Genomic DNA, 26,107 nt, shown 5'->3' with positions numbered 1-26,107 from the left:
CGAACGAGTCGACCAGGGGGTCACGAGTCGTCAACCTGAGGCCGACCCGACCGGGCGCCTTGCCCGATGCCTAGAACGTACGACCGCGAGGCGCATACCCGACACCGACACGCCAGTGGATTTCGTTACGTGCTGGTGAACGTCTCGTTGCCGAATGCGTGCAACGCCTCATCGAGGAGCTCGAAAGTGGCCGCATCGGTTCCCGCGTGCGGAGCGAGACGCACCGAGGAGCCGCGTGCCGTCACCGCGAGACCCGCGTTCGCGAGAGCAGCGGCGAGACGCGCCGGTTCGTCCGGCTCGAGGGCGACGATGCCCGCCCGCTCTCCCCGCTCCCGCGGCGAGCTCACCTCGATGCCGTGACGATCGGCGATCTCGATCACGGTGTCGACGTGCTCGGCGAGACGCGCCTCGATCGCGGCGACGCCGGCATCCCGCACATCTCGGACACCGATCGCGAGTCGGCCGGCGGCGAGCGTGTCCGGTTGGCTGACCGTGTACGCCCGCGCCGATGCCGCCGGCGCCGGAAGCTCGTCGACGAACAATCCGGTCGCCGTGGTCCCGGTGATCCCGGAGAGCACGGGCGTGATCCGCTCCCGCGCTCGCGGCGCGAACCACGCGAAGGCACTGCCCCGCCCGGCGCGCAGCCACTTGTAGCCGTGGCCCACCACGACATCGGCCGGGCCGTAGTCGACGTCCATGACGCCGAAGGACTGGACGGCATCGACGATGAGCAGGCGATCGGGGCCGATGAGCTCACGAAGTGCCGCGAGATCCACCCGATAGCCCGTACGGAAGTCGACGTGGCTCACGGCGAGCGCGACCACGTCGTCGTCCAGCGCCTCGGCGACGGCGTCGGTGGTCACGCGTCCGTCTGCGGGGGTGATCCATCGCGGCGTCACGGCGCGGTCCGACGCCGATGCGGCCCGCTCCACGGTGAGACTGACACTGGGGAACTCCGCCGTACTCGCGATGACGGCGCCCTTGAGCCCGTACAGGGCGTGCATGAGCCCGTGGGTCGACGAGGGCTGGAGCGTGACGTCGTCCGCCTCGCCGCCGAGGAGTTCTGCGACGAGCTCCTGTGCCTGGCCGATCCGCTCGGCGACGAGCGACAGTGAAGACGGGCGTCCACTGCCGAGAAGGTCGGCGTCGGCGAAGACCTCTTCGCGCACGGAGGGCGACAGCGGGCCGAAGGCGGCCCAGTTCAGATAGCCGGACTCATTGTCGAAGGTGTCGACGTAGTCCTGGAAAGTGCTCACTGCGTCATTGTGGCACGGCGCCGTGCATCGCGCGGACGGTCACCGGCCGTATCTGCGGTCGCGGTCGGCATAGTCGCGGATGGCGCGGAGGAAGTCCACCTGCCGGAGATCGGGCCCCAGCGCTTCCACGAAGTAGAACTCGCTGTGCGCGCTCTGCCAGAGCAGGAAGTCGCTGAGCCGCTGCTCGCCGCTCGTCCGGATCACCAGATCGGGATCGGGCTGTCCTCCGGTGTAGAGGTGCTCGCCGATCATCTCCGGGGTGAGGTGGGCGGCGAGGTCCTCCATCGTTCCGCCCGAGGCCTCGTGCTTGGTGATGATGCTCCGCACCGCGTCGACGATCTCGTTGCGGCCGCCGTATCCGACCGCGAGGTTCACGTGGAGTCCACTGTGCCCCTTCGTGCGCTCCTCTGCGTCGGCGAGCACACGCGCCAGTTCCGGCGGCAGGAGGTCGGATCGTCCGACGTGCTTGACCCGCCAGTTCCCCTCCTGCGACAGGGCTTCCGCCAGCTCGGCGATGATCTCGATGAGGTCGGCGAGCTCGGCCGAGTCCCGCTTCCGCAGGTTGTCGCTGGAGAGCAGATACAGCGAGACGACACGCACGCCGAGTTCGTCGCACCAGCCGAGGAACTCATGCATCTTCGCCGCGCCCGCCCGATGTCCCTCGGCCGGAGTGGCGAACCCGAGCTGTCGCGCCCAGCGCCGGTTGCCGTCGATCATCATCGCGACATGGTGCGGCACCGATGCAGGATCGAGGTGGCGACGCAGCCGACTGGTGTAGAGCCGATACAGCGGCCCCCGCACCGGATTCTCGCGTGATATCACCTCCCTACGCTATCGTGCCGACGTCTCGCCCACCGTGTGCGGATGCTGAGGATATGTGCCCTGCGGGGAATGCCACGCGGCTTAGAGTGAGCACGTGAGCACACCCGAGCAGTCCGGTCCCGATGTCCCCCAGCTACCGCTTCTCGAAGCCGCCGCCGTGGATGCTGCGGTCGATATCAAGCCGACCTGGCGCGGCTGGATCCACGCCGCCACTTTCCCGGTGGCCATCGCCGCGGGCATCGTCCTGATCATCGTGGCCGACGGCGCCCCGGCGAAATGGGCGTCCGCCGTGTTCATGCTCACGTCACTGCTGCTGTTCGGCAACTCCGCCCTCTACCACCGGTTCGACTGGTCCCCCCGGGTGAAGGTCGTCCTGAAGCGGATCGACCATGCCAACATCCTGCTGCTGATAGCCGGGACCTACACCCCCCTGGCGACACTGGCGCTGCCCCCGGACAAGGGCCTGCTGCTGCTCTGCGTGGTCTGGGGCGGAACTCTGGTGGGCATTCTCTTCCGCGTGTTCTGGATCAACGCCCCGCGCTGGCTCTACGTCGCCCTCTACCTGCTGCTCGGCTGGGCAGCGGTCATGTACATCGTCGACCTCATGAACGCGAACTTCGCGATGATGGTGCTGGTGATCGTCGGCGGCCTCCTCTACACGGGCGGCGCCGTCGTCTACGCGCTGAAGAGGCCCAATCCGTGGCCCGGCCATTTCGGCTTCCACGAGATCTTCCATGTGTGCACGGTGCTCGCGTTCCTCTGCCACTGGACCGCGTGTCTGCTCATCACCCTCGCCCCCCTGTCGCCCTCGCTGGGCGCGCCGTAGCCTCTGCGTGGTACGGCTCCCCCATCCGCCACGCAGGGCCTCTCAGCGTGTCGGGGGGTGGTCGTCCCCGTCGCGGGTGCTCGCCCCGTCGGGTGAGGGCGAATCCGGAGCGGACGTGCCGCCCTCCGCTGCGGCCTCGGCTCGCGCGGCTTCCTCGGCGTCGAGCTCTTCCCGCACCTCGTCGCGGTAACGGACCCGGCGGATGCGACGATTCATGTCCCAGATCAGCAGGATCACCGCGATCACGACGACGACGATGGCGGCGAAGCCGATGAAGCCCGGCGTGACGGCCTCCGGTGCCACGGTCATGGATGGCGTCGGCATCGGGGTCTCGGTCAGAGCGAGCATGAATCGGCCTTTCGTGCGCAGGTCGCATAACCTGGTAACACCAGCCTAACGACCGGGAAGACCCACCAGTGACGACCGCACAGCAGCTCGACGAACGCTATGGCCGAACGCGACGGCGTCGGCTGCCGTGGATCATCGGTGGCGCTGTCGCGCTCGTGGTCATCGGTGCCTTCAGCTGGATGACCGTATCGCAGTCGATCGCCTCGGTGGACGCCGACGACCTCGGCTTCACCCTCGTCGATGAGTACTCCGTCGATGTGAGCTTCCAGGTCACCGGCGTGCAGGGCAAGGACGTGGTGTGCGCCCTCGAAGCACTCGACGAGGAGTTCGGTGTGGTGGGCTGGAAGATCGTCGAGATCGCCGCCGGAGACAGCCACTCCCAGGCCGTCTCGGTCACCATCCCGACCGTCGCGCAGGCCACGACAGGTTTGGTGAACACCTGCTGGGTCGCTTAGACTCGTGCCAGACAGACGACGCCCCGGCACCGTGCCGGGGCGTCTTGGCATATCCCCCGCAGCACGTCGGTGGGATCCCGAAAGAAGGAGCTTCGCCATGTCCACCGATGCTCAGGTCCCCTTTCTCACGCAGGAGGCGTATGACCGGCTCGTCGCCGAGCTGGAGCACCTGTCGACCGTCGGTCGCGATGAGATCGCCAAGCGCATCGAGGCGGCCCGCGAAGAAGGCGACCTCAAGGAGAACGGCGGATACCACGCCGCCAAAGACGAGCAGGGCAAGCAGGAAGCCCGCATCCGCACCCTCGAGGGCCTGTTGAAGACCGCCAAGGTCGGCGAAGCTCCGGCCAGCCGCGGGATCGTCGAGCCCGGCACCGTCGTCACGGCGCTCGTGGCCGGCGGCGAAGAGGTCTTCCTCCTCGGCAGCCGCGAGATCGCTTCCGGCGGCGACCTCGACGTCTACAGCGAGGCCAGCCCGCTGGGCCAGGCGATCCTCGGCCTCAAGGTCGGCGAGAAGTCGTCGTACGAGGCCCCGAACGGCCGCAGCATCGACGTCGAGATCGTGAACGTCGAGACCTACACGGGCTGACGCACCGTCGACGAGCGCCCCCGCATCCTCTCGGACGCGGGGGCGCTTCTGCGTGGAGGGGGGGCCGCGGAGGATCCGGGCGCTCGTGCTCAATCCGGGACGAGGATGGGCGCGAACCCGGCGCGACGCAGCGTGTCGAGCGTGTGCTCCGAATGCTCGGGTCCCCGTGTCTCGACGCTGAGCTCCAGGATCACATCGCTGATCTGGAGTCCGTGACCGTGCCGCGTGTGCATGGCTTCGATGACGTTCGCCCCGGCTTCGGCGATGAGCTCCGACACACGAGCGAGCTGCCCCGGCCGGTCGGGGAGCGGAATCCGGATCGTCAGGTACCGGCCGGAGGCCGCGAGGCCGTGAGAGACCACGCGCTGCAACAGGAGCGGGTCGATGTTGCCGCCGGAGAGCACCGCCATCGTCGTTCCCGTTCCGGAGACCTTGCCGGCCAGGATCGCCGCCACACCCGCGGCACCGGCGGGTTCGACCACGACCTTCGCCTGCTCCAGCAGGATGAGGATGGCCCGCGCGAGATCATCGTCGGAGACGGTGACCACCTCATCGACGAGGTCTTTGATGATCTCGAAAGGGACGGCTCCCGGACGGGCGACGAGGATGCCGTCGGCGATGGTCGGACGAGTGACGATGTCGACCGGCTCCCCCGCCGCGAGCGACGGCGGCACGGCGGCGGCGTTCTCCGCCTGGACCCCGATGATGCGGACTGTCCGCCCGAGCTCGGCGGCTCGGGCCTTCACGGCCGCGGCGACACCCGCGATGAGCCCGCCTCCCCCGATGCCGAGGACGACCGTGTCGACGTCCGGCGCATCCTCCAGCAGTTCGAGGCCGAGCGTTCCCTGTCCGATCACGACGTCGCGGTGGTCGAACGGGTGGATCAGCACGGCCCCGGTGCGCTCGGAGAATTCCGCCGCCAGTCGCAGCGAGGTCGCGACGGTCTCCCCCTCCAGCACGACCTCTGCGCCGTACCCGCGGGTGGCGAGGAGCTTGGGCACGGGAACGCCGAGCGGCATGAAGATCGTGGCCGGGATGCCGAGGGCCTGGGCGGCGAGGGCGACACCCTGGGCATGGTTGCCCGCGGAGGCGGCGACGACACCGCGGGAGCGCTCCTCAGCGCTCAGCCGCGACAGCCGGTACGCGGCACCGCGGATCTTGAAGGAACCCGTGCGCTGAAGATTCTCCATCTTGAGCAGGACCGTGCTGCCGTGGATGTCCGACAGCGCTCGCGACGGCAGCGTCGGCGTGTGCGAGATCACCTCAGCCAGACTCTGAGCTGCGTGCTCGAACTCGGTCAGGCTGGGGACTTCGCTCATCGATTCCTCCGTCTCCGCTCGCGCGGTACTGTGCTCCAGATAAGGTCTCCGCTCGGGCCCGCGCCGGTGCGCCAGGAACCCGTGCTGATGGTCACCGCCGCGACGTTGACGAAAGCCGCCAACGGTACGGCGAAGAGGGCTCCGGGGATTCCCGCGATCATCGCGCCGCCCGCGACCACGAGGACGACGGCGAGGGGGTGCACCTTGACCGCCGAGCCCATCATGATCGGCTGCAGGATGTGCCCCTCGATCTGCTGGACGGCCAGCACGACCACGAGCATCCACAGCGCGATCCAGGGACCGTTGTAGACGAGCGCGAGGAAGACGGCCACGGCGCCGGTCACGACGGCACCGACGATCGGGATGAAGGAGCCGAGGAACACCAGGACGGCGACGGGAAGGGCGAGCGGCACCTGGAGCAGGAAGGCTCCGAGCCCGATGCCGATCGCATCGATGGTCGCCACGAACAACTGGGTGCGGGCGTAGTTCACGATCGTGGCCCAGCCGTTGCGCGCGGCCCCATCGACCGCCGGCCGTGCTTTGCGCGGGAAGATCTTGACCGTCCACCGCCAGATGCCCGCACCGTCGGCGAGCAGGCAGATGAGGATGAACAGCGACAGCAGCGCGCCGGTGGCGACGTGCCCGACGGTCGTGCCGATGGCGAGAGCGCCCGTCCAGAGGGCCTGGGTCTGCTCGGTGAGGAAGTCGAGTCCCTGCTGCAGGTAGTCGGCGATCTGCGTGTCGGAGAGCTTGAGCGGCCCTTCGTGAAGCCAGACCTGGAACTGATCGAACGCCTCGGTCGATCGCGCCTGGACGTCAGGGAGCTGAGCGCGCACCTGCCAGACCACCAGCCACATCAGCCCCGTGACGACGGCGGCTGTGCCGATGAGGGAGAGCGTGATCGCCAACCAGCGCGGGACGCTGTGACGCAGCATCCAGGAGAACGCCGGCCAGAGCAGAGCGGTGATGAGGATGCCGACCATGAGCGGGATGACCAGGAGCTTGAGCAGCATGACCAGCCAGATGAAGACGCCGATCGCCGCCGCGATGAGCAGCAGACGCCACGCGTAGCTCGCCGTGATCCGCAGTGGCAGCGGTACCGCCTCGTCGGCCTCGGTCGTCACGGTGCGGTCCGTGGAGACCGGGCGCGGACGGAAGAGATCTCGCAGCCGGGGTCGCTGATCCTCACTCATCGCCCAAGTCTACGGTCATGCCGTATGCCGTTGGACGCATCCTTCACCGCCGGGACCGCGATGTCGGACGCCGGCGATACGCTGACGACGTGACCGAATCCCTCAGCGCCACCCAGGCGCGCCGCATCGCGCTGGCCGCTCAGGGCTTCACGCGAGCGCGACCCGCGTCGGTCGCTACGCGCCACGTGCATCGGGTGATGGATCGTCTCGGCGTGCTGCAGATCGACTCCGTGAACGTGTTCGCGCGCTCCCACTACCTGCCGCTGTTCTCCCGTCTCGGCGACTACGACCCCGCTCTCCTGGACCGGGTCTTCCTCTCCCGCACCACGCACTACGTGGAGTACCTGGCGCACGAGGCGACGTTCATCCCGATCGCGGACTGGCCGCTCTGGCGTTTTCGCATGGAGGACTTCCGTCGGCGCTGGGCGGATGAGGACTCCTGGCTGAGCCGCAACGCCCGCACCGTGGCGTGGGTGCAAGACGAACTGCGCTCCCGAGGTCCGCTGCGCCCCGCCGACCTCCGCGCGGACGCGCCCCGCGAACGAGGCACCTGGTGGGACTGGGACGAGGTCAAGCTGGCGCTCGAGCACCTCTGGCGCACGGGAGACGTCGCCGTCAGTGGGCGCAAGGGCTTCGAGCGGACGTATGCCCTCGCCGAGCAGGTCATCCCCGACCCGATCCGTTCGCAGGAGGTCTCGCGCGCCGACGCGATCCTCGAGCTGACGCGCCGTGCCGCCCGCTCGAGCGGCGTCGCGACGCAGTCCGATCTCGCCGACTACTACCGGATCCGCGATCGCGCGACCATCGCGCGATCGATCGCCGCGTTGGTCGACGAGGGTGAGCTGATCCCGGTGCAGGTCCGCGGATGGGAACGAGGCGGACGCCCGCTCCCCGCCTGGCGACACCGTGACGCCGTGCTCCCTCGCAGAGTCGACGCGGCAGCCCTGCTGACGCCGTTCGATCCGGTGGTCTGGTTCCGCGAGCGCGCTCTTCGCATCTTCGACCTCGACTACCGGATCGAGATCTACGTGCCCGCCGAGAAGCGTCGGTTCGGCTACTACTCGCTCCCGGTCCTCGTGGGCGACCGCATCGTCGCGCGCGTCGATCTCAAGGCCGATCGCGCCACCTCCACCCTTCAGGTGCAGTCCGCCTGGTGGGAACCCCACGCCCGCCCCGAGGATGCAGATGAGATCGCCGCCGAACTGATGCTCGCCGCGCACTGGCAGGGTCTCGAGCACGTGTCGGTGTCGGGATGGGGCGACGCCACCGCCGAGGTGCACGGCGCATTGGTCCGGGCCGGTGGCTCCGTCGGGCGGCACGCACATGTCAGGGAGGGCGCGACGTGAGTCGGGCTCGGTGGTGGGTGATCGGCGGAGCCGCAGGAGTCGTGCTCGTGGCTGCCGCCGTCTGGATCTGGCAGTCGACCTCAGGTTCCCCGACGCCGGAGGATGCCGCCATCAGCTATCTCCGGGCGCTCGAATCCGGTGATCCCGATGCCGTCGAGGCGACGGGAGTCGACGTCTCCACCGAGGCTCTCACCGCGTTCGCGGCCGCGACCGGTGTCATCGAAGACGCCGCGGTGACATCGGCGAGCGACGACCGACGCGCCCGCGGCGGTGAAGAAGCGACCGTGGGGATCTCGTTCGTGCTCGACGGTGAGGAACACACGGCAGAGCTGTCTCTGACGCCTGTCGGCGGACGCTGGACCGTCGACGCCTCCGGCCTGGGTACGGTGACGCCCACGACCACGATCGGCTCCTTCGTCGCGGTCGGCGAGCAGACGCTGCCTACCGCAGAGAAGACCTTCCTGCTCCCTGCCGCCTACTCGGTCGCCCCCGCGCCGGTCGCACTGCTCGACGGCCGCAGCGCGCTGGTGGTGCTCCCCGGCGAAGAGTCGGAGCTCGCCGTGGAGGCCACGCTCCGACCGGAGGCGACGGTCGCGGCGCAGAAGCAACTCGACGACTACCTCACGGCGTGCATGACGTCGTCGGACGCGGCACCCGAGGGGTGCGGAATCCGGATCCCGTGGGGCACCGAGTTCCGCGCGGTGTCGGAGTTCCGCTACCGCGTCGAAGAACTGCCGGCCGTGATGCTCGACGGCACCGGGTTCCGCGCCGACGGCGGGGCACTCGTCGCCACGCTGGTCGGCACCGGTCAGGACGGCGCGGCGCGCACCACGACGTACCGCACGGATTCCTGGGGCGTGCGCGGAGAGGTGACCTTCACCGACGAGGGCCTGGTGCTGTCCGTCTGGTGAGTGCGCTCTCCATCAGAACTGCACGCGAGGTCAGAACTGCACGCGAGGCGGCTCGGAGATCGCGCTGCTGTCGGCGACCTCGAAGAACTCGCGCTCGGTGAAGCCCAGCCCCTTCGCGAACAGGTTGTTCGGGAAAACCTTGATCTTGGTGTTGAGCTCGCGCACACCGCCGTTGTAGAACCGGCGCGCGGCTTGGATCTTGTCCTCGGTGTCGACGAGTGCCTGCTGCACCTGGAGGAAGTTGGTGCTGGCCTGCAGCTGCGGGTATGCCTCGGCGACCGCGAACAGACTGCGCAGGGCCTGTTGCAGGTGTCCCTCGGCGATGCCGGCCTCGCCGGGTCCACCGGCCGAAAGCGTCTCGGCGCGCGCACGGGTGACGTTCTCGAAGACCGCCTTCTCATGGGAGGCGTAGCCCTTGACGGTCTCGATGAGGTTCGGGATGAGGTCGGCTCGTCGCTTCAACTGCACCGTGATCCCGCTCCACGCCTCATCGACGCGCACCTTGAGCTGCACCAACGAGTTGTACGTGGCCCACAGATAGATGCCGGCGAGCAGGATCACTCCGACAACGATCAGTACCGGCACGAGCCATTCCATCAGAGGCCCACCCTTCCTCGTGTTTCTCCCATCCTAGACGCGCACCCTGCACGTGGACTGGGCGCCGACGCACTCTCCACGGACGTCGGATCAGCTCCCGAGGACTCGCTCCAGGTAACGGTTCCCGAACCGGCGCTCCGGGTCGAGGCGGTCGCGCAACGCGACGAAGTCCTCGAAGCGCGGGTAGCGTTCGCGCAGCGTCTCTTCAGTCAGCGTGTGGAGTTTGCCCCAGTGCGGGCGACCGCCGAACTCGAGCATGATCTCCTCCACCGCGCCGAAGTACTCGGTCGGGTCGGCCCGCCAATACCGGTGCACGGCGATGTACGCCGTCGCGCGCCCGTGCGCCGTCGACAGCCAGCGGTCGTCGCTGGCGGCGAAGCGCACCTCGATCGGGAACTCGATCCGCCACCCGCGTCGGGCGATGAGAGCACGCACCGCCTCGAACGCCGGCACCACGTTCTCCGCGGGGAGCGCATACTCCATCTCGCGGAATCGCACGGTGCGACTCTGGATCAGCACTCGGTGCGAGAGCTCGGTGTACTCGCGATTCCCCGTGAGCCTGACCGCGAGCCGGCTGAACGGCGGGGTGATCGCGGGAACCGCTTGTCCCGCGGCACACACCATCCGATACACACCGTTGGACAGGAGCGTCTCGTCGATCCACCTCCCCACGACAGGGAGCGGCTGGCGCACGGTCGACTCAGGCAGGCGGGTCTGACGCTTGGTCAGGGCGACATCGGTGTGGGGGAACCAGTAGAACTCGAAATGATCGGACGCCGCCACCCGCTCCTCGAGCGTCCCGAGCACGTCGTCGAGCGGAGCCGGTTCATCGATCGCATGCATCACGAAGGCCGGCACGCACTGGAGCGTGACGTCGACGATGATCCCGAGCGCGCCGAGGCCGAGCGCGACGGCCGGGAGCAGCTCACTCTCGCGCTCGTCATCGATGCGGAGGAACTCGCCGGCTGCCGTGACCATCGTGACTCCGACGACCTGGGTCGCGAGCCCGCCGAACCCGGCGCCGGTGCCGTGGGTCCCGGTCGAGATGGCACCCGCGATCGACTGGCGGTCGATGTCCCCCAGGTTCTCCATCGCGAGTCCGAAGGGTGCGAGCAAGCGCGGGATCCGATGCAGCCGGGTTCCTGCCAGAAGCGTCACCCGGCCGGTTGCGGCATCCGCGGAGACGAGTCCCTGCAGATCGTCGAGCTCGAGCAGGACTCCCGGCGCCACGGCGATGCCCGTGAAACTGTGTCCGGCGCCCACCGCCTTGATGCTGAGCCCCTGCTTCACCGCAGCCAGAACCGCCCGCTGCACGCCCTCCGGGCTGCGCGGACGCTCCACACGCACGGGCCGCACCGAGGCCGAGCGGCCCCAGTTCTGCCAGGATCCGCCGATTCTCGTCACAGGAACGCCTTTCCCTCGCCGCGATAGGTCGGCAACTCGTCGATGATCTCCTCACCCGACACCAGGTGGTATCCGTCGATGCGCTCCGCCGGCTCGCCGCTCTTGGCGTGACGGAACCAGACCCGATCCCCCACTCCGAGTGACCTGGCGGCAGGACCCTGCAGCGGTGTCTGCACCTCACCCGCCGCTTCGCGGGAGAGCGTGTGGAGTCCCTGCGGCCAGACGGCTCGCGGCTGGCGCGAGGCGACGGCAGGCCCGGAGGCGATCCATCCGCCACCGAGCACGGTGGCGATGTCCGGGGCCGGGCGTCGGACGACGTCGAACGCGAATGCGGAAGCCGGCGCGGGACGGAAGGAGCGGTAGCCGTCGAACAGGTGTCCTCCGAGCAGGCCGCTGCCGGCGCTCGCCTCGGTGAGGGACTCATCGCTCCCGGTGAACTCGAGCGAACCCGTTCCCCCGCCGTTGAGGATCTCCAGAGAGGCGATCGCTCCGACCGCGGCCACGATGTCCGCCCGACGCTCCCGCAGTTCGTTCCGGGAGCGCGCCTGCACCATCCGGATCAGGGGTGCGTCGGGGCCGGCGTCGTCGCCCTGCCCGGCGATCTGCGCGTCGTACATCTGCAGTCCGACCAGCCGGAAGCCCGGGCGCGCGACGACCTTTCGGGCGAAAGCGGCCACCTCTCCCGCCGAGAACAGAGCCGAGCGACGCACACCGATGTGTCCGAGGAGCGAGGAGCGCCACGAGGCATCGACGTCGATCGCCACTCGGATCTCCGGACGGGATCCCGGTCCGGCGACACTGTCGATCACATCGAGGTGGACGAGGTCATCGACCATCAGCGTGATGCGCTGCGCCGCCTGCTCGTCGGCGAAGAGCTTCTCCAGCCCCGCGCGGTCCACGGTCGGGTAGCCGAGCATGATGTCGTCATGCGTCTCAGCGAGCCAGAGCGCCTCCTCGAGCGTGAACGCGAGGATGCCCCGGAACCCGGGGAGTTTCAGCACCGCATCGAGCACGGCACGCACACGCACCGACTTCGACGCCACGCGGATCGGAAGACCACCGGCGCGGACCAGGAGATCCATGGCGTTGTAGCGGAGCGCTTCCCGGTCGATCACCGCGACGGGCGCCGGCAGATGGCCCGTCACGGCGGAGAGGCGCGGCCAATAGCGGGCCGGATCCTCCCATTCGGGCGCGACCGCGAGCGCGCCGGGGGCCGGGCTCAGTTCGTCGATGAGGTCGAGCACTCCCCCACCCTACGGCCTCCTCGTACTCCGGATCACCCCCGACGGCACCGGGTCGCATCCTGTGACCGGGCTAGGCTGACGAGCAGGCCCCCGTAGCCCAATGGCAGAGGCAGGCGACTTAAAATCGCTTCAGTCTGGGTTCGAGTCCCAGCGGGGGCACCGCTTTCAGTCCTGTGCGCGTGCGAGGTTCTTCCGCTCCCCCGCCGCCTCACGTATCCGACGCACGACCAGCACGACGAGAGCGATCGCGATCGCCGTGTAGACGGCGTAGTCGAGATAGCCGAGATACTGCTCCAGCTGCTCGTGCTGTGTGCCGAGGGCCGCGCCGACCCCCAGGAGCAGCGTGTTCCAGAGCCCGCTGCCGATGATCGTGAAGAGGCTGAAGGTCACCAGGTTCATGCGAGCGGCACCGGCGGGGATCGAGATGAGGCTGCGCACGCCGGGCACCATGCGCCCGACCAGCACCGTCCACGCGCCGCTGCGCACGAACCACTCGGATCCGCGCTCCAGGTCCGAGCGGCTCACCAGACGCGTCGCCGCGAGCAGACGCACCGCCCGGTCCATCCCGACCGCTGCGCCGAGGCCGTAGAGCAGGAGCGCACCGATCCACGATGCCAGCGTGCTCCAGAAGATGAGCCAGCCCAGGTTCAGCTGTCCGCTCTGGCTCAGGTACCCCGCGAACGGAAGGATCACCTCGCTCGGGATCGGCGGGATCAGCACTTCGAGGAAGACCAGAAGGCCGACGCCGAAGTCGCCGAGAGCGATGAGCACATCGGCCGCGAATCCGGTGAGGCCGGTGAAGCCGTGATCGGTGTCGATGGACAGAAGCATCACTGGGCGAGCCTTCCCATGGTGGTCCCTTCGTGGAGCAGACCACCGGGCATCCCCACGTCGGAGAAGACGGCAGGGGTTTCTCGGCGGCCCGCGATGCGGGTGCCAAGGTCTCCTCCACCCTCGCGGGCCAGCGGGCCGGAGCACATTCTCGTGCTCGTAATGACGACGACGCTGCAGACGGGAGTACTCCCCTTCGCGGTGACGACACTATCGGAGCACGCCTGAGCAATGCCTCGGAAACGCACAGGTGCCGAGAAAACGAGGAACGGCCCCGGCGCTGAGCGCACGGGGCCGTTCCGGAGACGCGAGAGCGTCCGACTACTTCGCCGAAGCCTCGACGGGTTCAGCCGCCTTCTTCGCGGGAGCCTTCTTGGCGGGAGCCTTCTTGGTCGCCGGCTTCTTCGCCTCCGGCTCACCCTCCGCGTCGGCGGCCTTGGCCGCAGACTTCTTGACGGGAGGCTCGGACTTCGCGGCCGGAGCCGTGTCCGCAGCCGGCGCCGCGGGAGCAGCCGGACGCGGGCGGGCGGCGAACTCCTCGAACACGTAACGCGGGTTCTGCACGGTCTCGAGGTTCACCAGGTCGCGGCCCAGCCACAGGTTGTTCCACCAGCCCCAGATCACGCGGAACTTGCGCTCCCACGTCGGCATCGCGAGGCCGTGGTAGCCACGGTGCGCGACCCAGGCCACGAAGCCCTTGAGGGCGATCTTGCCGGACTGGAAGACACCGTTGTAGAGGCCGAGGCCCGCGACGGCGCCCAGGTTCTTGTGGAAGTACTCCTTGGGGTTCTCTCCGCGCAGGACGGCGACGAGGTTCTTGGCGAGGAGCTTCGCCTGACGGACCGCGTGCTGAGCGTTCGGCACGCAGAAGCCGCCGACTCCCCCACCGGAGAGGTCGGGCACGGCGGACACGTCACCCGCGGCCCAGGCGCCCTCGACGAAGGCCTCGGGGGTACCCACGCGCAGATCGGCGCGGGTCTGGATGCGACCGCGCTCCTCGACGGGAAGGTCTCCGCCCCGCACCACCGTCGGGTTGGCCATGACACCGGCGGTCCACACGATGACGTCGGTCGGGATGACCTCGCCCGTGGAGAGCTCGACGTTGCCGTCGATCGCCCCGGTGACCTGGGTGTCGAGGTGCACGTTGGCACCACGCTTGGCGAGGTCCTTCAGCACCCACTCGCTGGTCTTCAGCGAGACCTCGGGCATGATGCGCCCCATGGCCTCGATGAGGTGGAAGTGCGTGTCCTCGAAGCTCAGCTGCGGGTACTTGCCGACGAGCGAGGAGGCGAGCGAGCGCAGCTCCGCGAACACCTCGATGCCGGCGAAACCGCCACCGACGACGACGACGGAGAGCAGACGGTCGCGCTCGGGGCCGGCCGGCAGCGACGCCGCCTTGTCGAAGTTCGACATCACCTTGTCGCGGATCGCGACGGCTTCCTCGATCGTCTTCAGCCCGATCGCGTTGTCGGCGATGCCGGGAATCGGGAACGTGCGCGACACCGCTCCTGCGGTGACGACGATCTGGTCGTACGCGAACTCGTACGGCTCGCCCACGGGCGGCGTGATCGTCGCGACCTTCTGCGCGTGGTTGATGTTCGTCACCTTCGCGGTGAGGACGTGCGTGCGCTTGAGGTGACGACGGTGGGCGACCACCGAGTGCCGCGCTTCGATCGAACCGGCGGCGACCTCGGGGAGGAACGGCTGGTAGGTCATGTACGGCAGCGGGTCGACCATCGTGACGTCGGCCTCACCCTTGCGCAGGTGCTTCTCGAGCTTCCACGCAGTGTAGAAACCTGCGTACCCTCCGCCGACGATCAGAATCTTGGGCACAGTGCTGTTCTGAGGCACAGAAGAACTACTCCTCGGAGTCGGGGATTTGGCGTACGGGAACGCGCGCCGATCGGATGCGCCGGGCAGCTGCGGTGACGCCAAGCGCTATCAGGATACCAGGGACCGTGAGCGCAATGAGCGGCAGGGTACCGTAACGCAACGAATCAGCGCTGGGAAGCAACGGTGAACCCGCCTCGCTGGGCGCGTCCGCGGCCGGGAGAGGCGGCACGGCGACCGGTGTGACGGACGCCTCCGGTTCCGGTTTCGCCTCCGCGCGGCGGAACCACCGGATCCATTCGGCGAGATCGCCCATCGGGTTCTCGGTCACCGGCGCGATGTCCGCGGAGATCGCCGCCGCCGCATCCACGAGCCCGTAGCCGTAGAGCGGATCCCGCGGCTTGACGGCATCCGGAACCGGGATGGCGGTCTGGATGATCCGGTTGATCACGTCGATCGCCTTGATGTCGGGGTGCGCCGAACGGATCAGAGCGGCGACGCCGGCGACGATGGGGGCCGCGCCGCTCGTTCCACGCCAGGGCTGGATCGTCCCGTCGGCCGAGACGCCGATCAAGCCCTCGCTGGGCGCCGAGATGCCGATCGTGATGCCCTGCGTGGAGGCCTCGACACTCGCCGTACCCGTCTGGTCCACCCCGCCGACCGTGAGCACACCGGGGATCGTGGCCGGGGCGCCGATGATGTTCGTCCCGCTCCCCCTGTTCCCTGCAGCGACGACCACGACGACGTCGTGCTCGAAGGCGTACAGGAACGCATCGTCCCAGCTCTCGTCCCAATCCAGCGTGTTCGTCGTGAAGGAGAGGTTGATGATGTCGGCGCCGTTGTCGACGGCCCAGCGCATGCCCTTCGCGACCTGCTCCGTGAACGGGACGGCCGCGGCCGCACCGAACCCCACGGAGATCGACAGCAGGTTCGCCTCGGGCGCCACACCGATCATGCCGGTGCCGTCCGCCGCGCCGCGCCCCGCCGCGAGCGACGCCACCCAGGAGCCGTGGTTGCCGTCGACCGCGCCCAGCGGTGTGCGTCCGTCCGGAGTTCCCGCGCCGGACACGTCGGTCCCGCCCACCACGGCATCGCCGAACACCTGGGGCACCTTGCCGATGCCCGTGTCGATCACGGCGATCGTCACGCCCTCGCCCCGTGTGGTCTGCCAGGCCTCACGGATCCGCGCTCCGTCAAGCCAGTACTCCGACGCACGCGTCGGGTCGGACGGATCATCCGGGATCGGCGGCGGGGTCGCGGAGGCTCCGAGGAGCAGGACGGAGGCCGCGACCACCACGATGGCGGCAGCGCTGCGGAACGTCCGACGCACGGTCATTCCGGGAGAGCCGCCTCTTCACGCGTGGCGGCGCCGGGGTCCTCACACCGGCAGATCGTCGGGGACCACGAGGAGCGCGACAGCGCGGCGTCGCCGATGGGGTTCACTCCAGGGCCCGCCGCGAGAGCGTGTCCGGCGAGCGCATGGAGGCACTTCACGCGCGTCGGCATGCCCCCGGCGGAGATGCCGTCGATCTCGGAGACCTCTCCGAACCTCGTGCGGTCGGCGAGGTACGCCTGATGGGCGGCGAGGTAGGCCGCGGCCACCTCCTCGTCGTCGACGAGCAGGGCGGCGAGCTCCGGCATCACCTGCGTGGCTTCGAGTGTCGACATGGCCGCCGTCGCTGCCGGGTGGGTCAGGTAATAGAAGGTCGGGAACGGAGTGCCGTCCGGAAGACGGGGGGTCGTGGCGACCACCGTCGGGTTGCCGCAGGCGCATCGGGCGGCGATGCCCACCACACCCCGAGCGGGACGGCCGAGCTGGGCCGATACGACGGCGAGTTCGGCGGGAGTGGGGGCGGGGAACGGCGGCGTGGTCACCTCTCCAGCGTACGGGAGCCGCCCGAGAAGATGCTCGACGCGACCCCTCAGCGAGCCACCGCCGCCGTGTCGCTCAGGCCCGTCGAGACGAGCGTGCGCAACAGGTGCGGCATCCAGTCCGCGGGCTTCTCCTGGATGGTGTCGCTGACCGGCGCCTGCTCACGAGGCAGCGCGGAGGGATCGAGATCGTTGTCGATCAGGTACACGACCTCCCCCGGCTTCACGTAGTACAACCGTTCCCGAGCCTGGGTGGTGATGTAGGCGGGGTCGCTCCAGCGGTCCCGCTCTGCGATGAGCGCCGAGATCTCGTCCTCGCTCACCTGCACGGAGGCCTCGAGCGCCGCGATCTTCTGGCGCTGATCGATGAAGGTACCGAGCGTGGGCACGAGGACCCACGCGCCGAGCACCACCAGCGAGAGCATGATGACGGAGAAGGCGGACAGACGGATACCCGCCGCCCATTCGCGGACGTCGACACGCGGAGCGGAGCCACGCGTCGACCTCGATGCGGACGCGGACTTCGGCTTCGTGGCCGACTTCCCCGTCGTCCGCGGAGCCTTCGGCGCGGGAGACGCCGAAGGAGGAGCCGGTCGTCGTACCACGGCTCCTCCTTCGTCGTGCTGCCCGGCGGGTCGTTCGTGCATCCCCCGCCGGGCGAGATATCTCGCTGTCTCGGCTGCGCTCAGGCCTGGTAGCGCGGGAACGCCGAACGACCGGCGAAGACCGCGGCATCTCCCAGCTCTTCTTCGATGCGCAGAAGCTGATTGTACTTCGCCACGCGCTCGCTGCGGGCAGGCGCACCCGCCTTGATCTGACCGGCGTTCGTCGCGACGACGAGGTCGGCGATCGTGGTGTCCTCGGTCTCGCCCGAGCGGTGCGAGAGCATCGCCGTGTAGCCCGAGCGCTGAGCGAGGCTGACCGCGTCGAACGTCTCGGTCAGCGTCCCGATCTGGTTCACCTTGACGAGCAGGGAGTTCGCGACGCCGCGCGCGATGCCGTCGGCCAGACGTGCCGGGTTCGTGACGAACAGGTCGTCGCCGACCAGCTGCACCTTGGAGCCCAGGACGTCGGTGAGGTGCTTCCAGTTGTCCCAGTCGTCCTCGGCCAGCGCGTCCTCGATCGTGACGATCGGGAAGTCGTTGACGAGTCCGACGTAGTACTCGGTGAGCGCGGCGGCGTCCCAGTCCTTGTTGTCGAGACGGTAGACACCGTCCTTGAAGAACTCGGTGGCGGCGACGTCGAGGCCGAGCGCGATGTCGGTACCGGGGGTGAAGCCGGCCTTCTCGATCGCCTTCACCAGGAAGTCCAGGCCCTCACGGTTGCTGGGCAGGTCGGGGGCGAAGCCACCCTCGTCGCCGAGGCCGGTCGCGTAACCCGCGGCCTTCAGCTCCGCGCGCAGCACGTGGTAGGTCTCGACGCCCCAGCGGAGAGCTTCGGAGTAGGTCTCCGCACCGATCGGGGCGAGGAAGAACTCCTGCATGTCGATGCCGTTGTCGGCGTGCTCACCGCCGTTGATGACGTTGAACAGCGGAACGGGCAGCACGTGCGCGTTCGGGCCGCCGAGGTAGCGGAACAGCGGCAGATCGGCCGAGTCGGCGGCAGCCTTGGCGACCGCGAGGCTCACGCCGAGGATGGCGTTGGCGCCGACGCGCTTCTTGTTCTCGGTGCCGTCGACCTCGTTGAGGATCTCATCGACGATGCGCTGCTCGCTCGCCTCGACACCTTCGATCGCCGGGCCGAGCTCATCGATGATGGCCTCGACGGCCTTGAGCACGCCCTTGCCGCCGTAGCGGTCCTTGTCGCCGTCGCGGAGCTCGTACGCCTCGAACGCGCCGGTGGATGCGCCGGACGGGACAGCCGCCCGCTGCACGATGCCGTCGTCGAGGAGGACCTCCACCTCGACGGTCGGGTTTCCGCGCGAGTCGAGAATCTCGCGTGCGCCTACAGCCTCGATCAGTGCCACTGATGTGCTCCTTGCTCAGGGGGAAAACGTGGTGTGGAGCGTCGTCGATCCGCGCCCAGTCTAGCCCGCGCTCCTCACCGGCCCAGGGACTCTTTCCTCCCGGTACGCGCAGTCAGACCACGACCGCGATCGCGAAGCCGTCCCAGCCCTTGACCCCGACGGTCTGCAGCGCCGTGGCGTCGAAGCGCGGATCGTCCCCGAGCATCCGGAGTCCGTCACGGGTGCCGACGACCTTCGGGTCGACGGCGTCCTCACGCACGATCTCCCCCTCGCGCCCGATGTTGTCCAGCACGATCACGGTTCCCGCGTGCCCGAGCTTCGCCGCCCAGTCGAGGTAGATCGTGTTGGACTCCTTGTCGGCGTCGATGAACACCAGATCGAAACCGCCGACCAGGCTCGGGAGCACGTCCGCTCCCCTGCCCACCCGGATGTCGACGCGATCGCCGACGCCCGCCGCATCGATGCTCGCCCGGGCGACGGCGGCGTTGTCCGGCTCCGCCTCTACCGTCACCACCCGCCCCTCGGGCCCGACGGCGCGAGCGAGCCAGATCGTGGAGTAGCCGCCGAGCGTGCCGATCTCGAGCACCCGCCGCGCGCCGCTGATCCGGACGAGGAGGTTCAGCAGCTTGCCCGCCACGGGGGCGACCTCGATCTCGGGCAGACCCGCTGCCCGCTGGGCCGTGAGCGCCGCCTCGAGGTGGGCATCGGAGCCGATCAGTGTGTCGGCGAGGAACGAATCGGTCTGCGACCAGGCCGCGGGAGTGGATTCCATGCCCTCAGCCAACCCCCGACGCCTCGGCCCGTCAAGGCTGCGGTGGGGAGAGCCGGGGTGCCGGAGCGGCGAGTTCCGGCTGCGTGCGGAGCTGCCCGGTCAGCGCGAGCACGACCGCGACGAGGAGGAGCACGATCCACCCGGCGAGCCCGAGCGGCCCGGCGAGAGCCATGTCCGGCTGCGAGGCGGCGAAGATCAGCACGAGTCCGGCGGCGGCATTGAGCGATCCGTGCGCGATCACGGCGGGCCACACCGACCCCGAGCGCAGACGCAGCCACCCGAACAGGACGCCCCAGGCGACGCATCCGCCGATCATGAGCACCACGCCCAGGATGTCGGTACGCCCGAAGTTGTACCCGAGCAGGATGATCGGGCTGTGCCAGGCGCCCCAGATGACACCGCTCAGGATCAGGGCGGGCCAGGTCCCGAGCGGGCGCAACGCCGGCAGCAGCCAGCCCCGCCAGCCGAGCTCCTCGCCGAACGCGAAGAAGCTGTTGATCAACGCACCGACCGGGATCGCGGCGAGCTGCGCGAACACGAGGACTCCGACCGGGGGCAACGGCGTGCCGGCCGGGACGGCCTTCTCGAGTTCGGCGGCGAAGGCGGGGAAGGTCGGGTCGAACTGCACGAAGCCGAACGCCGCCGCCACGAGGAGGCTCGCTCCGACCAGGAGGGGCGGAACCAGCCATCCGACGACGATGAGCCATACGACGCGCTTCGCGGGACGCAGCGGCCAGAGTCCGAGGAACCGGGCGCGCCCACCCCGAGCGGGAACCCCCATCGCGAAGGTGACGATGACCGCGGCGACCGCCGGAGTGCACATCATCAGCGGGAGCAGCACGACGGTCAGCGGTTCGGCGAGTCCGTCACCGAGCCACAGCGGCAGCGCCACCAGCCACGCCAGGGCGAAGGCCACGACGACGAAGAGAAGGACGGCGGCCCAGGGCACGCGCCGCAGCTGTGGAGTGGAGTCGATCATGACGTCGCCTTTCCGGTGTCGGTGGGCATCGTGCCCGATGTTCGCGTGCGGTCGACATACGCCTGCAGCAGTGCGGCCGCCTCCTCTGCGCCGTCGATCGTCACGAGGAAGGGACGTCGACCGCGGCGCGAGACCTCGATCGCCGGCCCCCGGCGCAGGACGATGCCCGAACGGCCGTCGACGGCGACGCGCCATCCCCATCCGCCGAACTCACCGAACGGCGAGATGTCGACGGCGCGCGAGGCCTCGACCTCGTCGAGCGGGACACGGACCCGCGGCCACCCCAGGAGCGCCCGCGCAGCGAAGCCCTCCGGCGTGATCATGACGCGGAAGGAGGCCGTGGCCGCCAGCGAGATGCCCACGACGAGCACCACGAGAGCGACGATCCCTCCTCCCTCGGTTCCGGTCCCGAGCAGGTACGCGGCGAGCGCGACGAGTCCGAGCAGCACGACGAGGAGGAAGGCGACCACACCGCGGGGCATGCTCGTCGTGGCGATCCACACGACGCGTTCCCCCTTCTCGATGTGCACGGCGTAGCGCGGCTCGAGCGTGCGGCCCCGGGGAGCGCGGACGCGAGGCTGCACGGCCCAGGCCGCTCCGGCGACGACGAGGAGCGCGACGAAGGAAACGGCGACGACACCGCCGATGCCGGGGATTTCGGAGGACTCGGACAGATCGCGCTGGATCGCGAGCGACCCGATGCTCGTCACGGCGGCGAAGGCCGCCATCCCGGCGGCGAGCGCACCCATCAGCCGCGCTGCGCCGCCCCAGTGCGACCCGACCGCGACGAGTGTCGTGACGACCATCAGTGCGGGGATCCCGAGGCCCACCCCGAGCAGGAGCCAGAGATACGTGGCCGCGGGTCCGAACCCGTCGGCGCCGTCGACACCCCAGTGGGTCGCGACCTGCTCCGGAAGCGACGGCAACCAGGAGAGCAGCACCACCAGCGCCACCGTCGTGATCACGATCGGCACGAGCGCGGCGACGACGAGGAACATCCGTCGGGCGCGCTTCAGGAGCGGCGGTGGCGTGCGGGTGAGGTCGTAGGTGGTCATGGCGAGTCCTCCTCGCGACGGTCGGAGTGGTCGAGGTCGGAGCGGACCTCTCGATGGGAGCGCACGATGCCCGCGAGCGTATCGGCGGAGACACCGAGCGCAGCGGCGCGGCGCACCAGGTCGTCGATGTCATGGGCGAGTTCGGCGAGCGGTGCCGCCGACGCCGCGATGACCGCCCCTCGGCCCCGGCGGAGGTCGACGAGCCCTTCGTCGCGCAGCCGCTGGTAGGCGTGGAGCACGGTGTGCTGATTGATCGACAGCGCTTCGGCGACATCGCGCGCCGCGGGGAGCCGGTCCCCGGGAGCCAGGACGCCGGCGAGGATGTCGGAGCGGACGGAGGTCGCCACCTGGTCGTACAGCGCACGAGGGCTGTCGACATCGACACGGATGAGCATGCGGCCCCCTCTCCTCGAATCTCTAGTTATTCTATGCGAACTAGAACAACTGTCACAATCCTCCACACGTCTTTGTCGCTCTCGGAGCGGTACTCCACACTGACCTCATGCGCATCACTCCCCGCCGTCTCGCGATCGGCATGAGCCTGTGGATCCCCAATCTCTTCAGCGGAATCCGCATCCGCCGCTTCAGTGAGGACTGGACGCACGCCACCGTGGAACTGCACGTCAACGTCTTCACCCGCAACTACGTCAAGACCGCGTTCGGCGGCTCGATGTCGGCGATGACCGACCCGTACTTCTTCATGCTGGTGATGCACCAGCTCGGCCGCGACCATGTCGTGTGGGACACGCGCGGCGAGATCGAGTTCCTCAAGCCGGGACGAGGCGTGCTCACGGCCGAGTTCGAGGTGTCGAAGGAGAAGGCCGAGGAGATCCGCGAGCGTGCGCGGGGCGGAGCCAAGGTGCTCGAGTGGTTCGAGACGGTCATCACCGACCGCGAGGGCGACGTCGTCGCGAAGGTGCGCCGCGAGGTCTACATCCGCGAGAAGAAGCGGGTCACCGCCGCACGGAGCTGACCGCCGTCACCCGCCGTTCACCGTCGCATGCCACGATGACGGGATGCCCCTCGCTCGTCGCCTGACGCTCACGGACGCCGTCGCCATCGGCCTGGGTTCCATGATCGGTGCCGGCGTGTTCGCGGTGTGGGCACCGGCGATCGGCGTCGCGGGAAGCGGAGTCTTCGTCGCACTCGCCATCGCCGCCGTCGTCGCGTACTGCAATGCCACATCATCGGCGCAGCTCGCCGCTGCCCATCCTGTCGCCGGCGGGACCTACGCCTATGCACGCGCGGAGATCGGCCCCTGGTGGGGCTTCGTCGCCGGCTGGAGCTTCGTGATCGGCAAGATCGCCAGCTGCGCCGCCATGGCGATGACGTTCGCCGCCTATGCCGCCCCCGAAGGGTGGACCGTTCCGGTGGCGGTCGCCGCGGTCGCCGCGCTCGCGATCGTGAACTGCCTCGGCGTCACGCGCACCGCGATGCTCACCCGCGTGCTGGTCGTCTGCTCGCTCCTCGGGATCGCGGTCGCGGTCGGGTTCGGGTTCGGCGCCGGCGCGATCACCAGCGCGGCTCCGCTGCCCGACGCCACGGCGTACGGCGTGTTGCAGGGGGCTGGCCTGCTGTTCTTCGCCTTCGCCGGTTACGCCCGCATCGCGACGATGGGCGAAGAGGTGGTCGACCCCGCGCGCACCATCCCCCGTGCCATCGTGGTCGCGCTGGGCGGTGCCGTCGTCGTCTACCTGCTCGTGGCAGTCGTGGTGGTCCTCGTGCTCGGCGCCGACGCGGCGGAGTCGACCGCTCCCCTCGTCGACGTGCTCGTGGCGACCGGATGGCCCGCGCTCACGCCGATCGTGCGCGTGGCCGCCGCGGCCGCCTCACTCGGAGCCCTCCTCGCGCTGCTGACCGGTATCGGACGCACCACGCTGGCCATGGCACGGGAGAGCGACGTGCCGAGGTTCCTGGCGAAGATCGATCAGCGCCATCAGGTGCCGCAGCGCGCAGAGATCGTGATCGCGATCGCCGTGATCGCGATCGTCCTCGTCGCTGATCTCCGCGACGCCATCGGGTTCTCGTCGTTCGGAGTGCTCCTGTACTACCTCATCGCGAATGCGGCCGCCTTCCGACAGGCCGGAAGCGCTCGCCGCTACCCCCGCGCGCTGCAGGTGCTCGGAGCACTCGGCTGCCTCCTGTTGGTGAACACGCTTCCCGTGCTCGCCTCGCTCATCGGAGCAGCGGTGGTCCTCCTCGGCGTCGCCTATCGGCTGGTGCGTCTGCGCGTCTCCCCATCCTGATCTCAGAGGCTCGACTCGGCGCGGTACACCCGCGGCGCGATGCCCAGGACCGACTGGAAGTCGCGGGTGAGATGGGCATGGTCGGAGTACCCGAGGTCGGCCGCGATCGAGGCGAGGTCGACGCCCGGCTGATCCCGGACACGCTGTGCCGCCTCCTGCAGACGCCGTCGCCGGATCATCGCGGCCGGCGATATGCCCACATGACGATGCGTCATCCGCTGCAGGGTCCGCACGGAGACCCCCAGGCGCGTCGCCGCCTCCTCCGGCGTGAGCACCGCCGCGTCGTCCATCAGCACGTCCGTCAACGCGTTCGCCTGCCGGTCGGGCTCGCTCACCGCCCCGACTCGATCCGCGAGCCACCGTGCGAAGACCTCCACCGCTCGTTCCCGGCGCCCGTCGCCCGAGTCCATCGCGGCCACCACGTCGTGGCGGAGCGCGGCCACCGCGGTCTCGGGTGCGGTCAGTGCGCGCTCGCCGTCGATCAACGCAGCCGGGTCATTGATCAGCGCGGCCACCGCGGCGGGACGCAGCAGGGCACCGACCGCCCAGCCTCGCCCTCGCAGGTCGCGGTGGGAGACGCGGGTCGTGACACCGGACAGCATCACGGCATCGGCATCCACGACGAGGTTGAGCGCGGGGTAGGCCACCATCTCTTGCCGCGATGAGCGCCCGGCGGCGATGTCCCACTCCGGGATCCAGAACCACACGACCAGCTCCGCGACCTCCGCCGGCGCGGGCAGCCGATGGAATTCCGGGAGCCGCGCCGGATAGAGCACGCCACGAGTCGGATTCACCATGGGGCCAGGGTAGGCGCTGCCACCGACGTGCAGAGGTTGTCGCGGATCTTCAAGCCGTGGTCCGCCCGCGCGACGTACCGTGGCGACATGAGCGACGACACCTCCACGACAGCCACCCCGACCACCGGTGCCACCGGCACCCACACCACCGACGGCCGCCCGCACGGGGCCACCTCCCTCACCCCGTTCCTGGCGATCCGAGGCGCGAAGCAGGCGATCGACTTCTATCGCGACGTGTTCGGCGCGCGGGTCGTCGACGTCACCGAGTTCGGCGGCGTCGTCGTGCACGCCGACCTCGACTTCGGGCTGGGCCGTCTCCAGCTGGGCGAACCGAATCCGGAGTACCACCTCGTCCGCGCACCCGAGGGCGATGACGACTGCTACTCGATGGGTCTCTACGTCTCCGACGTCGACACCGTCGTCGAGAAGGCCGTGGTCGCCGGAGCCACCGTGCGCGAAGCACCGACCCTCTTCGTCTCCGGCGATCGGTTCGCCAGCATCCGCGATCCGTTCGGCGTGCGCTGGTCCGTCATGACGCGCGTCGAGGACATCTCCGAGGAAGAGAGCAGCCGACGGGTCGCGGAATGGGCGGCATCGTTCAGCGAGGCTCCCGCCGACGCGAGCTGAGCGACCGCTCCACCGCCCGGCACACGGCGGGTGTCAGGGCCTCGGCCGTACGGCGGTATCCCAGGGCACTCGGGTGGAACCGGTCCAGGCTGAACATCGTCTCCGGCTCGTCGAAGAACATCGGCCCCACCGCGCGGCGCAGATCGACCGCCTCCGCGCCTGCCTGTCGCGCCGTCTCGTCCTGGATCTCGGCGAGGCGGCGCGACAGGCTCGACGCGATCCGACGGAGGGGCTGCGGCACCGGGCGCAACGCCCCGAGGTCGGGGCACGTGCCCACGACGACCTCGACCCCGAGCGCGCTCAGCCTGCGGATCGTCTCCTGCAGGTGCTGCGCCGACAGCGCCACGGGCAGCCGATGCGTCACATCGTTGCCGCCCACCACGATCACCGCGACGTGCGGACGGTACCCGGTGGGGAGGGCATCGAGCTGAGCAGGCAGGTCGGGTGACTCCGAGCCGACGACCGCCGCCGTACGCAGCCGCACCGGACGGTGCATCCGGCGTCCGATCGCCTTCGCCAGACGCCCGCCGAGCGTCTCCTTGCGACGCTCGGCCCCGAGACCGGCGGCGATGGAGTCGCCGAGCATCAGCAGATCGAGCGGTTCCCCGTCGAGCGCGCCACGCCAGACGCGATCCGCATCGAGCGACTCCTCCCCCAGCGGCTTGCCGATGCGCTTCCGCGCGAGCGCAGCCTGCTGCACGAGCACCAGACGGACGGACGCCGCCACCGTCACGGCGATCAGCGCCGCGAGCATCACGAGACGGAACCGGCCCATGACCCGATTCGACCCGATCACCGTGAACACGGCGTGAACGGCCCGACGCC

General features: G+C 69.4%; 28 protein-coding genes and 1 tRNA gene. 9 read left to right on the top strand and 20 right to left on the bottom strand.

What is annotated here, in order from left to right; genetic code table 11:
• Positions 1–125 precede the first annotated feature (125 nt).
• Together L978_RS11535 and L978_RS11530 are read right to left on the bottom strand one after the other, a co-directional pair.
• Entirely contained in the window at positions 126–1,256 is a 1,131-nt protein-coding gene (locus L978_RS11535; protein ID WP_047523209.1) for an aminotransferase class V-fold PLP-dependent enzyme, read from the bottom strand.
• 39 nt (positions 1,257–1,295) lie between these two features.
• Complete coding sequence (locus L978_RS11530) at positions 1,296–2,075, bottom strand: isoprenyl transferase (RefSeq protein ID WP_047523269.1); 780 nt, start codon at positions 2,073–2,075, stop codon at positions 1,296–1,298.
• Between the two features lie 97 nt (positions 2,076–2,172).
• On the opposite strand from L978_RS11530, the gene trhA reads away from it, so the two are divergent.
• Positions 2,173–2,904 carry a PAQR family membrane homeostasis protein TrhA gene (gene trhA, locus L978_RS11525; RefSeq protein WP_052193639.1) on the top strand — a complete coding sequence of 244 codons (732 nt, stop codon included), beginning with the start codon at positions 2,173–2,175 and terminating at the stop codon, positions 2,902–2,904.
• 42 nt (positions 2,905–2,946) lie between these two features.
• On the opposite strand, the gene L978_RS11520 is transcribed toward trhA, so the two are convergent.
• Complete coding sequence (locus L978_RS11520; protein WP_047523208.1) at positions 2,947–3,252, bottom strand: hypothetical protein; 306 nt, start codon at positions 3,250–3,252, stop codon at positions 2,947–2,949.
• A gap of 68 nt (positions 3,253–3,320) precedes the next feature.
• Between L978_RS11520 and L978_RS11515 the strand changes: the two genes are divergently transcribed.
• Together L978_RS11515 and greA are read left to right on the top strand one after the other, a co-directional pair.
• Complete coding sequence (locus L978_RS11515) at positions 3,321–3,707, top strand: DUF4307 domain-containing protein (protein WP_047523207.1); 387 nt, start codon at positions 3,321–3,323, stop codon at positions 3,705–3,707.
• 97 nt (positions 3,708–3,804) lie between these two features.
• Positions 3,805–4,293: a transcription elongation factor GreA gene (gene greA / locus L978_RS11510; RefSeq protein ID WP_047523206.1), complete on the top strand. Its 489-nt coding sequence runs from the start codon at positions 3,805–3,807 to the stop codon at positions 4,291–4,293.
• Positions 4,294–4,382: 89 nt separating this feature from the next.
• Here greA and ilvA read toward each other — a convergent pair whose 3' ends face one another.
• Entirely contained in the window at positions 4,383–5,612 is a 1,230-nt protein-coding gene (gene ilvA / locus L978_RS11505) for a threonine ammonia-lyase (protein WP_047523205.1), read from the bottom strand.
• Positions 5,609–6,805, bottom strand: coding sequence for an AI-2E family transporter (locus L978_RS11500; protein WP_047523204.1), 1,197 nt, complete (start codon positions 6,803–6,805; stop codon positions 5,609–5,611). The genes ilvA and L978_RS11500 overlap by 4 nt, the downstream gene beginning before the upstream one ends.
• A gap of 89 nt (positions 6,806–6,894) precedes the next feature.
• On the opposite strand from L978_RS11500, the gene L978_RS11495 reads away from it, so the two are divergent.
• Both L978_RS11495 and L978_RS11490 read left to right on the top strand, forming a co-directional pair.
• Positions 6,895–8,151, top strand: a complete 1,257-nt coding sequence (locus L978_RS11495; RefSeq protein ID WP_047523267.1) for a winged helix-turn-helix domain-containing protein — start codon at positions 6,895–6,897, stop codon at positions 8,149–8,151.
• Positions 8,148–9,062 carry a hypothetical protein gene (locus L978_RS11490; protein WP_156118288.1) on the top strand — a complete coding sequence of 305 codons (915 nt, stop codon included), beginning with the start codon at positions 8,148–8,150 and terminating at the stop codon, positions 9,060–9,062. The genes L978_RS11495 and L978_RS11490 overlap by 4 nt, the downstream gene beginning before the upstream one ends.
• A 30-nt stretch (positions 9,063–9,092) precedes the next feature.
• Here L978_RS11490 and L978_RS11485 read toward each other — a convergent pair whose 3' ends face one another.
• The 3 genes from L978_RS11485 to L978_RS11475 form a co-directional block, all read right to left on the bottom strand.
• Positions 9,093–9,659, bottom strand: a complete 567-nt coding sequence (locus L978_RS11485; RefSeq protein ID WP_029262976.1) for a LemA family protein — start codon at positions 9,657–9,659, stop codon at positions 9,093–9,095.
• Between the two features lie 90 nt (positions 9,660–9,749).
• On the bottom strand, positions 9,750–11,063 hold the full coding sequence (locus L978_RS11480) for a D-arabinono-1,4-lactone oxidase (protein WP_047523202.1): 1,314 nt from the start codon (positions 11,061–11,063) through the stop codon (positions 9,750–9,752).
• Positions 11,060–12,307 carry an alanine racemase gene (locus L978_RS11475; protein WP_047523201.1) on the bottom strand — a complete coding sequence of 416 codons (1,248 nt, stop codon included), beginning with the start codon at positions 12,305–12,307 and terminating at the stop codon, positions 11,060–11,062. Before L978_RS11475 ends, L978_RS11480 begins: the two co-directional genes overlap by 4 nt.
• A gap of 86 nt (positions 12,308–12,393) precedes the next feature.
• On the opposite strand from L978_RS11475, the gene L978_RS11470 reads away from it, so the two are divergent.
• Positions 12,394–12,466, top strand: a tRNA-Leu gene (locus L978_RS11470).
• Positions 12,467–12,472: 6 nt separating this feature from the next.
• Here L978_RS11470 and L978_RS11465 read toward each other — a convergent pair.
• The 10 genes from L978_RS11465 to L978_RS11420 form a co-directional block, all read right to left on the bottom strand.
• Entirely contained in the window at positions 12,473–13,138 is a 666-nt protein-coding gene (locus tag L978_RS11465) for a DedA family protein (RefSeq protein ID WP_047523200.1), read from the bottom strand.
• A gap of 321 nt (positions 13,139–13,459) precedes the next feature.
• A complete protein-coding gene (locus L978_RS11460; protein WP_047523199.1) occupies positions 13,460–14,971 on the bottom strand; it encodes an NAD(P)/FAD-dependent oxidoreductase in 1,512 nt (503 codons plus the stop codon).
• A 25-nt stretch (positions 14,972–14,996) separates the two neighbouring features.
• Positions 14,997–16,304 (bottom strand): S8 family serine peptidase, encoded by a 1,308-nt coding sequence (locus tag L978_RS11455; protein ID WP_047523198.1) that lies wholly within the window; start codon positions 16,302–16,304, stop codon positions 14,997–14,999.
• Positions 16,301–16,843, bottom strand: coding sequence for a DUF501 domain-containing protein (locus L978_RS11450; protein WP_047523197.1), 543 nt, complete (start codon positions 16,841–16,843; stop codon positions 16,301–16,303). Before L978_RS11450 ends, L978_RS11455 begins: the two co-directional genes overlap by 4 nt.
• A gap of 47 nt (positions 16,844–16,890) precedes the next feature.
• Positions 16,891–17,445 (bottom strand): FtsB family cell division protein, encoded by a 555-nt coding sequence (locus L978_RS18595; protein WP_231555049.1) that lies wholly within the window; start codon positions 17,443–17,445, stop codon positions 16,891–16,893.
• Between the two features lie 80 nt (positions 17,446–17,525).
• Entirely contained in the window at positions 17,526–18,806 is a 1,281-nt protein-coding gene (eno, locus tag L978_RS11440; protein ID WP_047523196.1) for a phosphopyruvate hydratase, read from the bottom strand.
• A gap of 112 nt (positions 18,807–18,918) precedes the next feature.
• Entirely contained in the window at positions 18,919–19,578 is a 660-nt protein-coding gene (locus L978_RS11435) for an O-methyltransferase (RefSeq protein ID WP_047523195.1), read from the bottom strand.
• A gap of 31 nt (positions 19,579–19,609) precedes the next feature.
• Complete coding sequence (locus L978_RS11430) at positions 19,610–20,557, bottom strand: CPBP family intramembrane glutamic endopeptidase (RefSeq protein WP_052193638.1); 948 nt, start codon at positions 20,555–20,557, stop codon at positions 19,610–19,612.
• Entirely contained in the window at positions 20,554–21,612 is a 1,059-nt protein-coding gene (locus L978_RS11425; protein WP_047523194.1) for a DUF1648 domain-containing protein, read from the bottom strand. The genes L978_RS11430 and L978_RS11425 overlap by 4 nt, the downstream gene beginning before the upstream one ends.
• Positions 21,609–22,007 carry a GntR family transcriptional regulator gene (locus L978_RS11420; RefSeq protein ID WP_047523193.1) on the bottom strand — a complete coding sequence of 133 codons (399 nt, stop codon included), beginning with the start codon at positions 22,005–22,007 and terminating at the stop codon, positions 21,609–21,611. Before L978_RS11420 ends, L978_RS11425 begins: the two co-directional genes overlap by 4 nt.
• Before the next feature lie 107 nt (positions 22,008–22,114).
• Here L978_RS11420 and L978_RS11415 point away from each other — a divergent pair, with 107 nt between their 5' ends.
• Both L978_RS11415 and L978_RS11410 read left to right on the top strand, forming a co-directional pair.
• Positions 22,115–22,585 carry a PaaI family thioesterase gene (locus tag L978_RS11415; RefSeq protein ID WP_047523192.1) on the top strand — a complete coding sequence of 157 codons (471 nt, stop codon included), beginning with the start codon at positions 22,115–22,117 and terminating at the stop codon, positions 22,583–22,585.
• A gap of 43 nt (positions 22,586–22,628) precedes the next feature.
• The gene (locus tag L978_RS11410) at positions 22,629–23,858 is read left to right on the top strand and encodes an APC family permease (protein WP_047523191.1); all 1,230 of its coding nucleotides are present in this window, start codon (positions 22,629–22,631) and stop codon (positions 23,856–23,858) included.
• A gap of 2 nt (positions 23,859–23,860) precedes the next feature.
• On the opposite strand, the gene L978_RS11405 is transcribed toward L978_RS11410, so the two are convergent.
• The gene (locus tag L978_RS11405) at positions 23,861–24,655 is read right to left on the bottom strand and encodes an AraC family transcriptional regulator (protein ID WP_047523190.1); all 795 of its coding nucleotides are present in this window, start codon (positions 24,653–24,655) and stop codon (positions 23,861–23,863) included.
• 87 nt (positions 24,656–24,742) lie between these two features.
• On the opposite strand from L978_RS11405, the gene L978_RS11400 reads away from it, so the two are divergent.
• Complete coding sequence (locus L978_RS11400) at positions 24,743–25,282, top strand: VOC family protein (protein WP_047523263.1); 540 nt, start codon at positions 24,743–24,745, stop codon at positions 25,280–25,282.
• On the opposite strand, the gene L978_RS11395 is transcribed toward L978_RS11400, so the two are convergent.
• A complete protein-coding gene (locus L978_RS11395) occupies positions 25,254–26,057 on the bottom strand; it encodes an SGNH/GDSL hydrolase family protein (protein ID WP_081997028.1) in 804 nt (267 codons plus the stop codon). The genes L978_RS11400 and L978_RS11395 overlap by 29 nt on opposite strands.
• Positions 26,058–26,107 lie beyond the last annotated feature (50 nt).

It is taken from the genome of Microbacterium sp. ZOR0019, from assembly GCF_000800925.1.
In the GTDB taxonomy this organism is placed as follows: Bacteria; Actinomycetota; Actinomycetes; order Actinomycetales; family Microbacteriaceae; genus Microbacterium; species Microbacterium aurugineum.
Note: the sequence above shows the minus strand (reverse complement) of the source record. Positions and strands in the feature narration are given on the sequence as shown.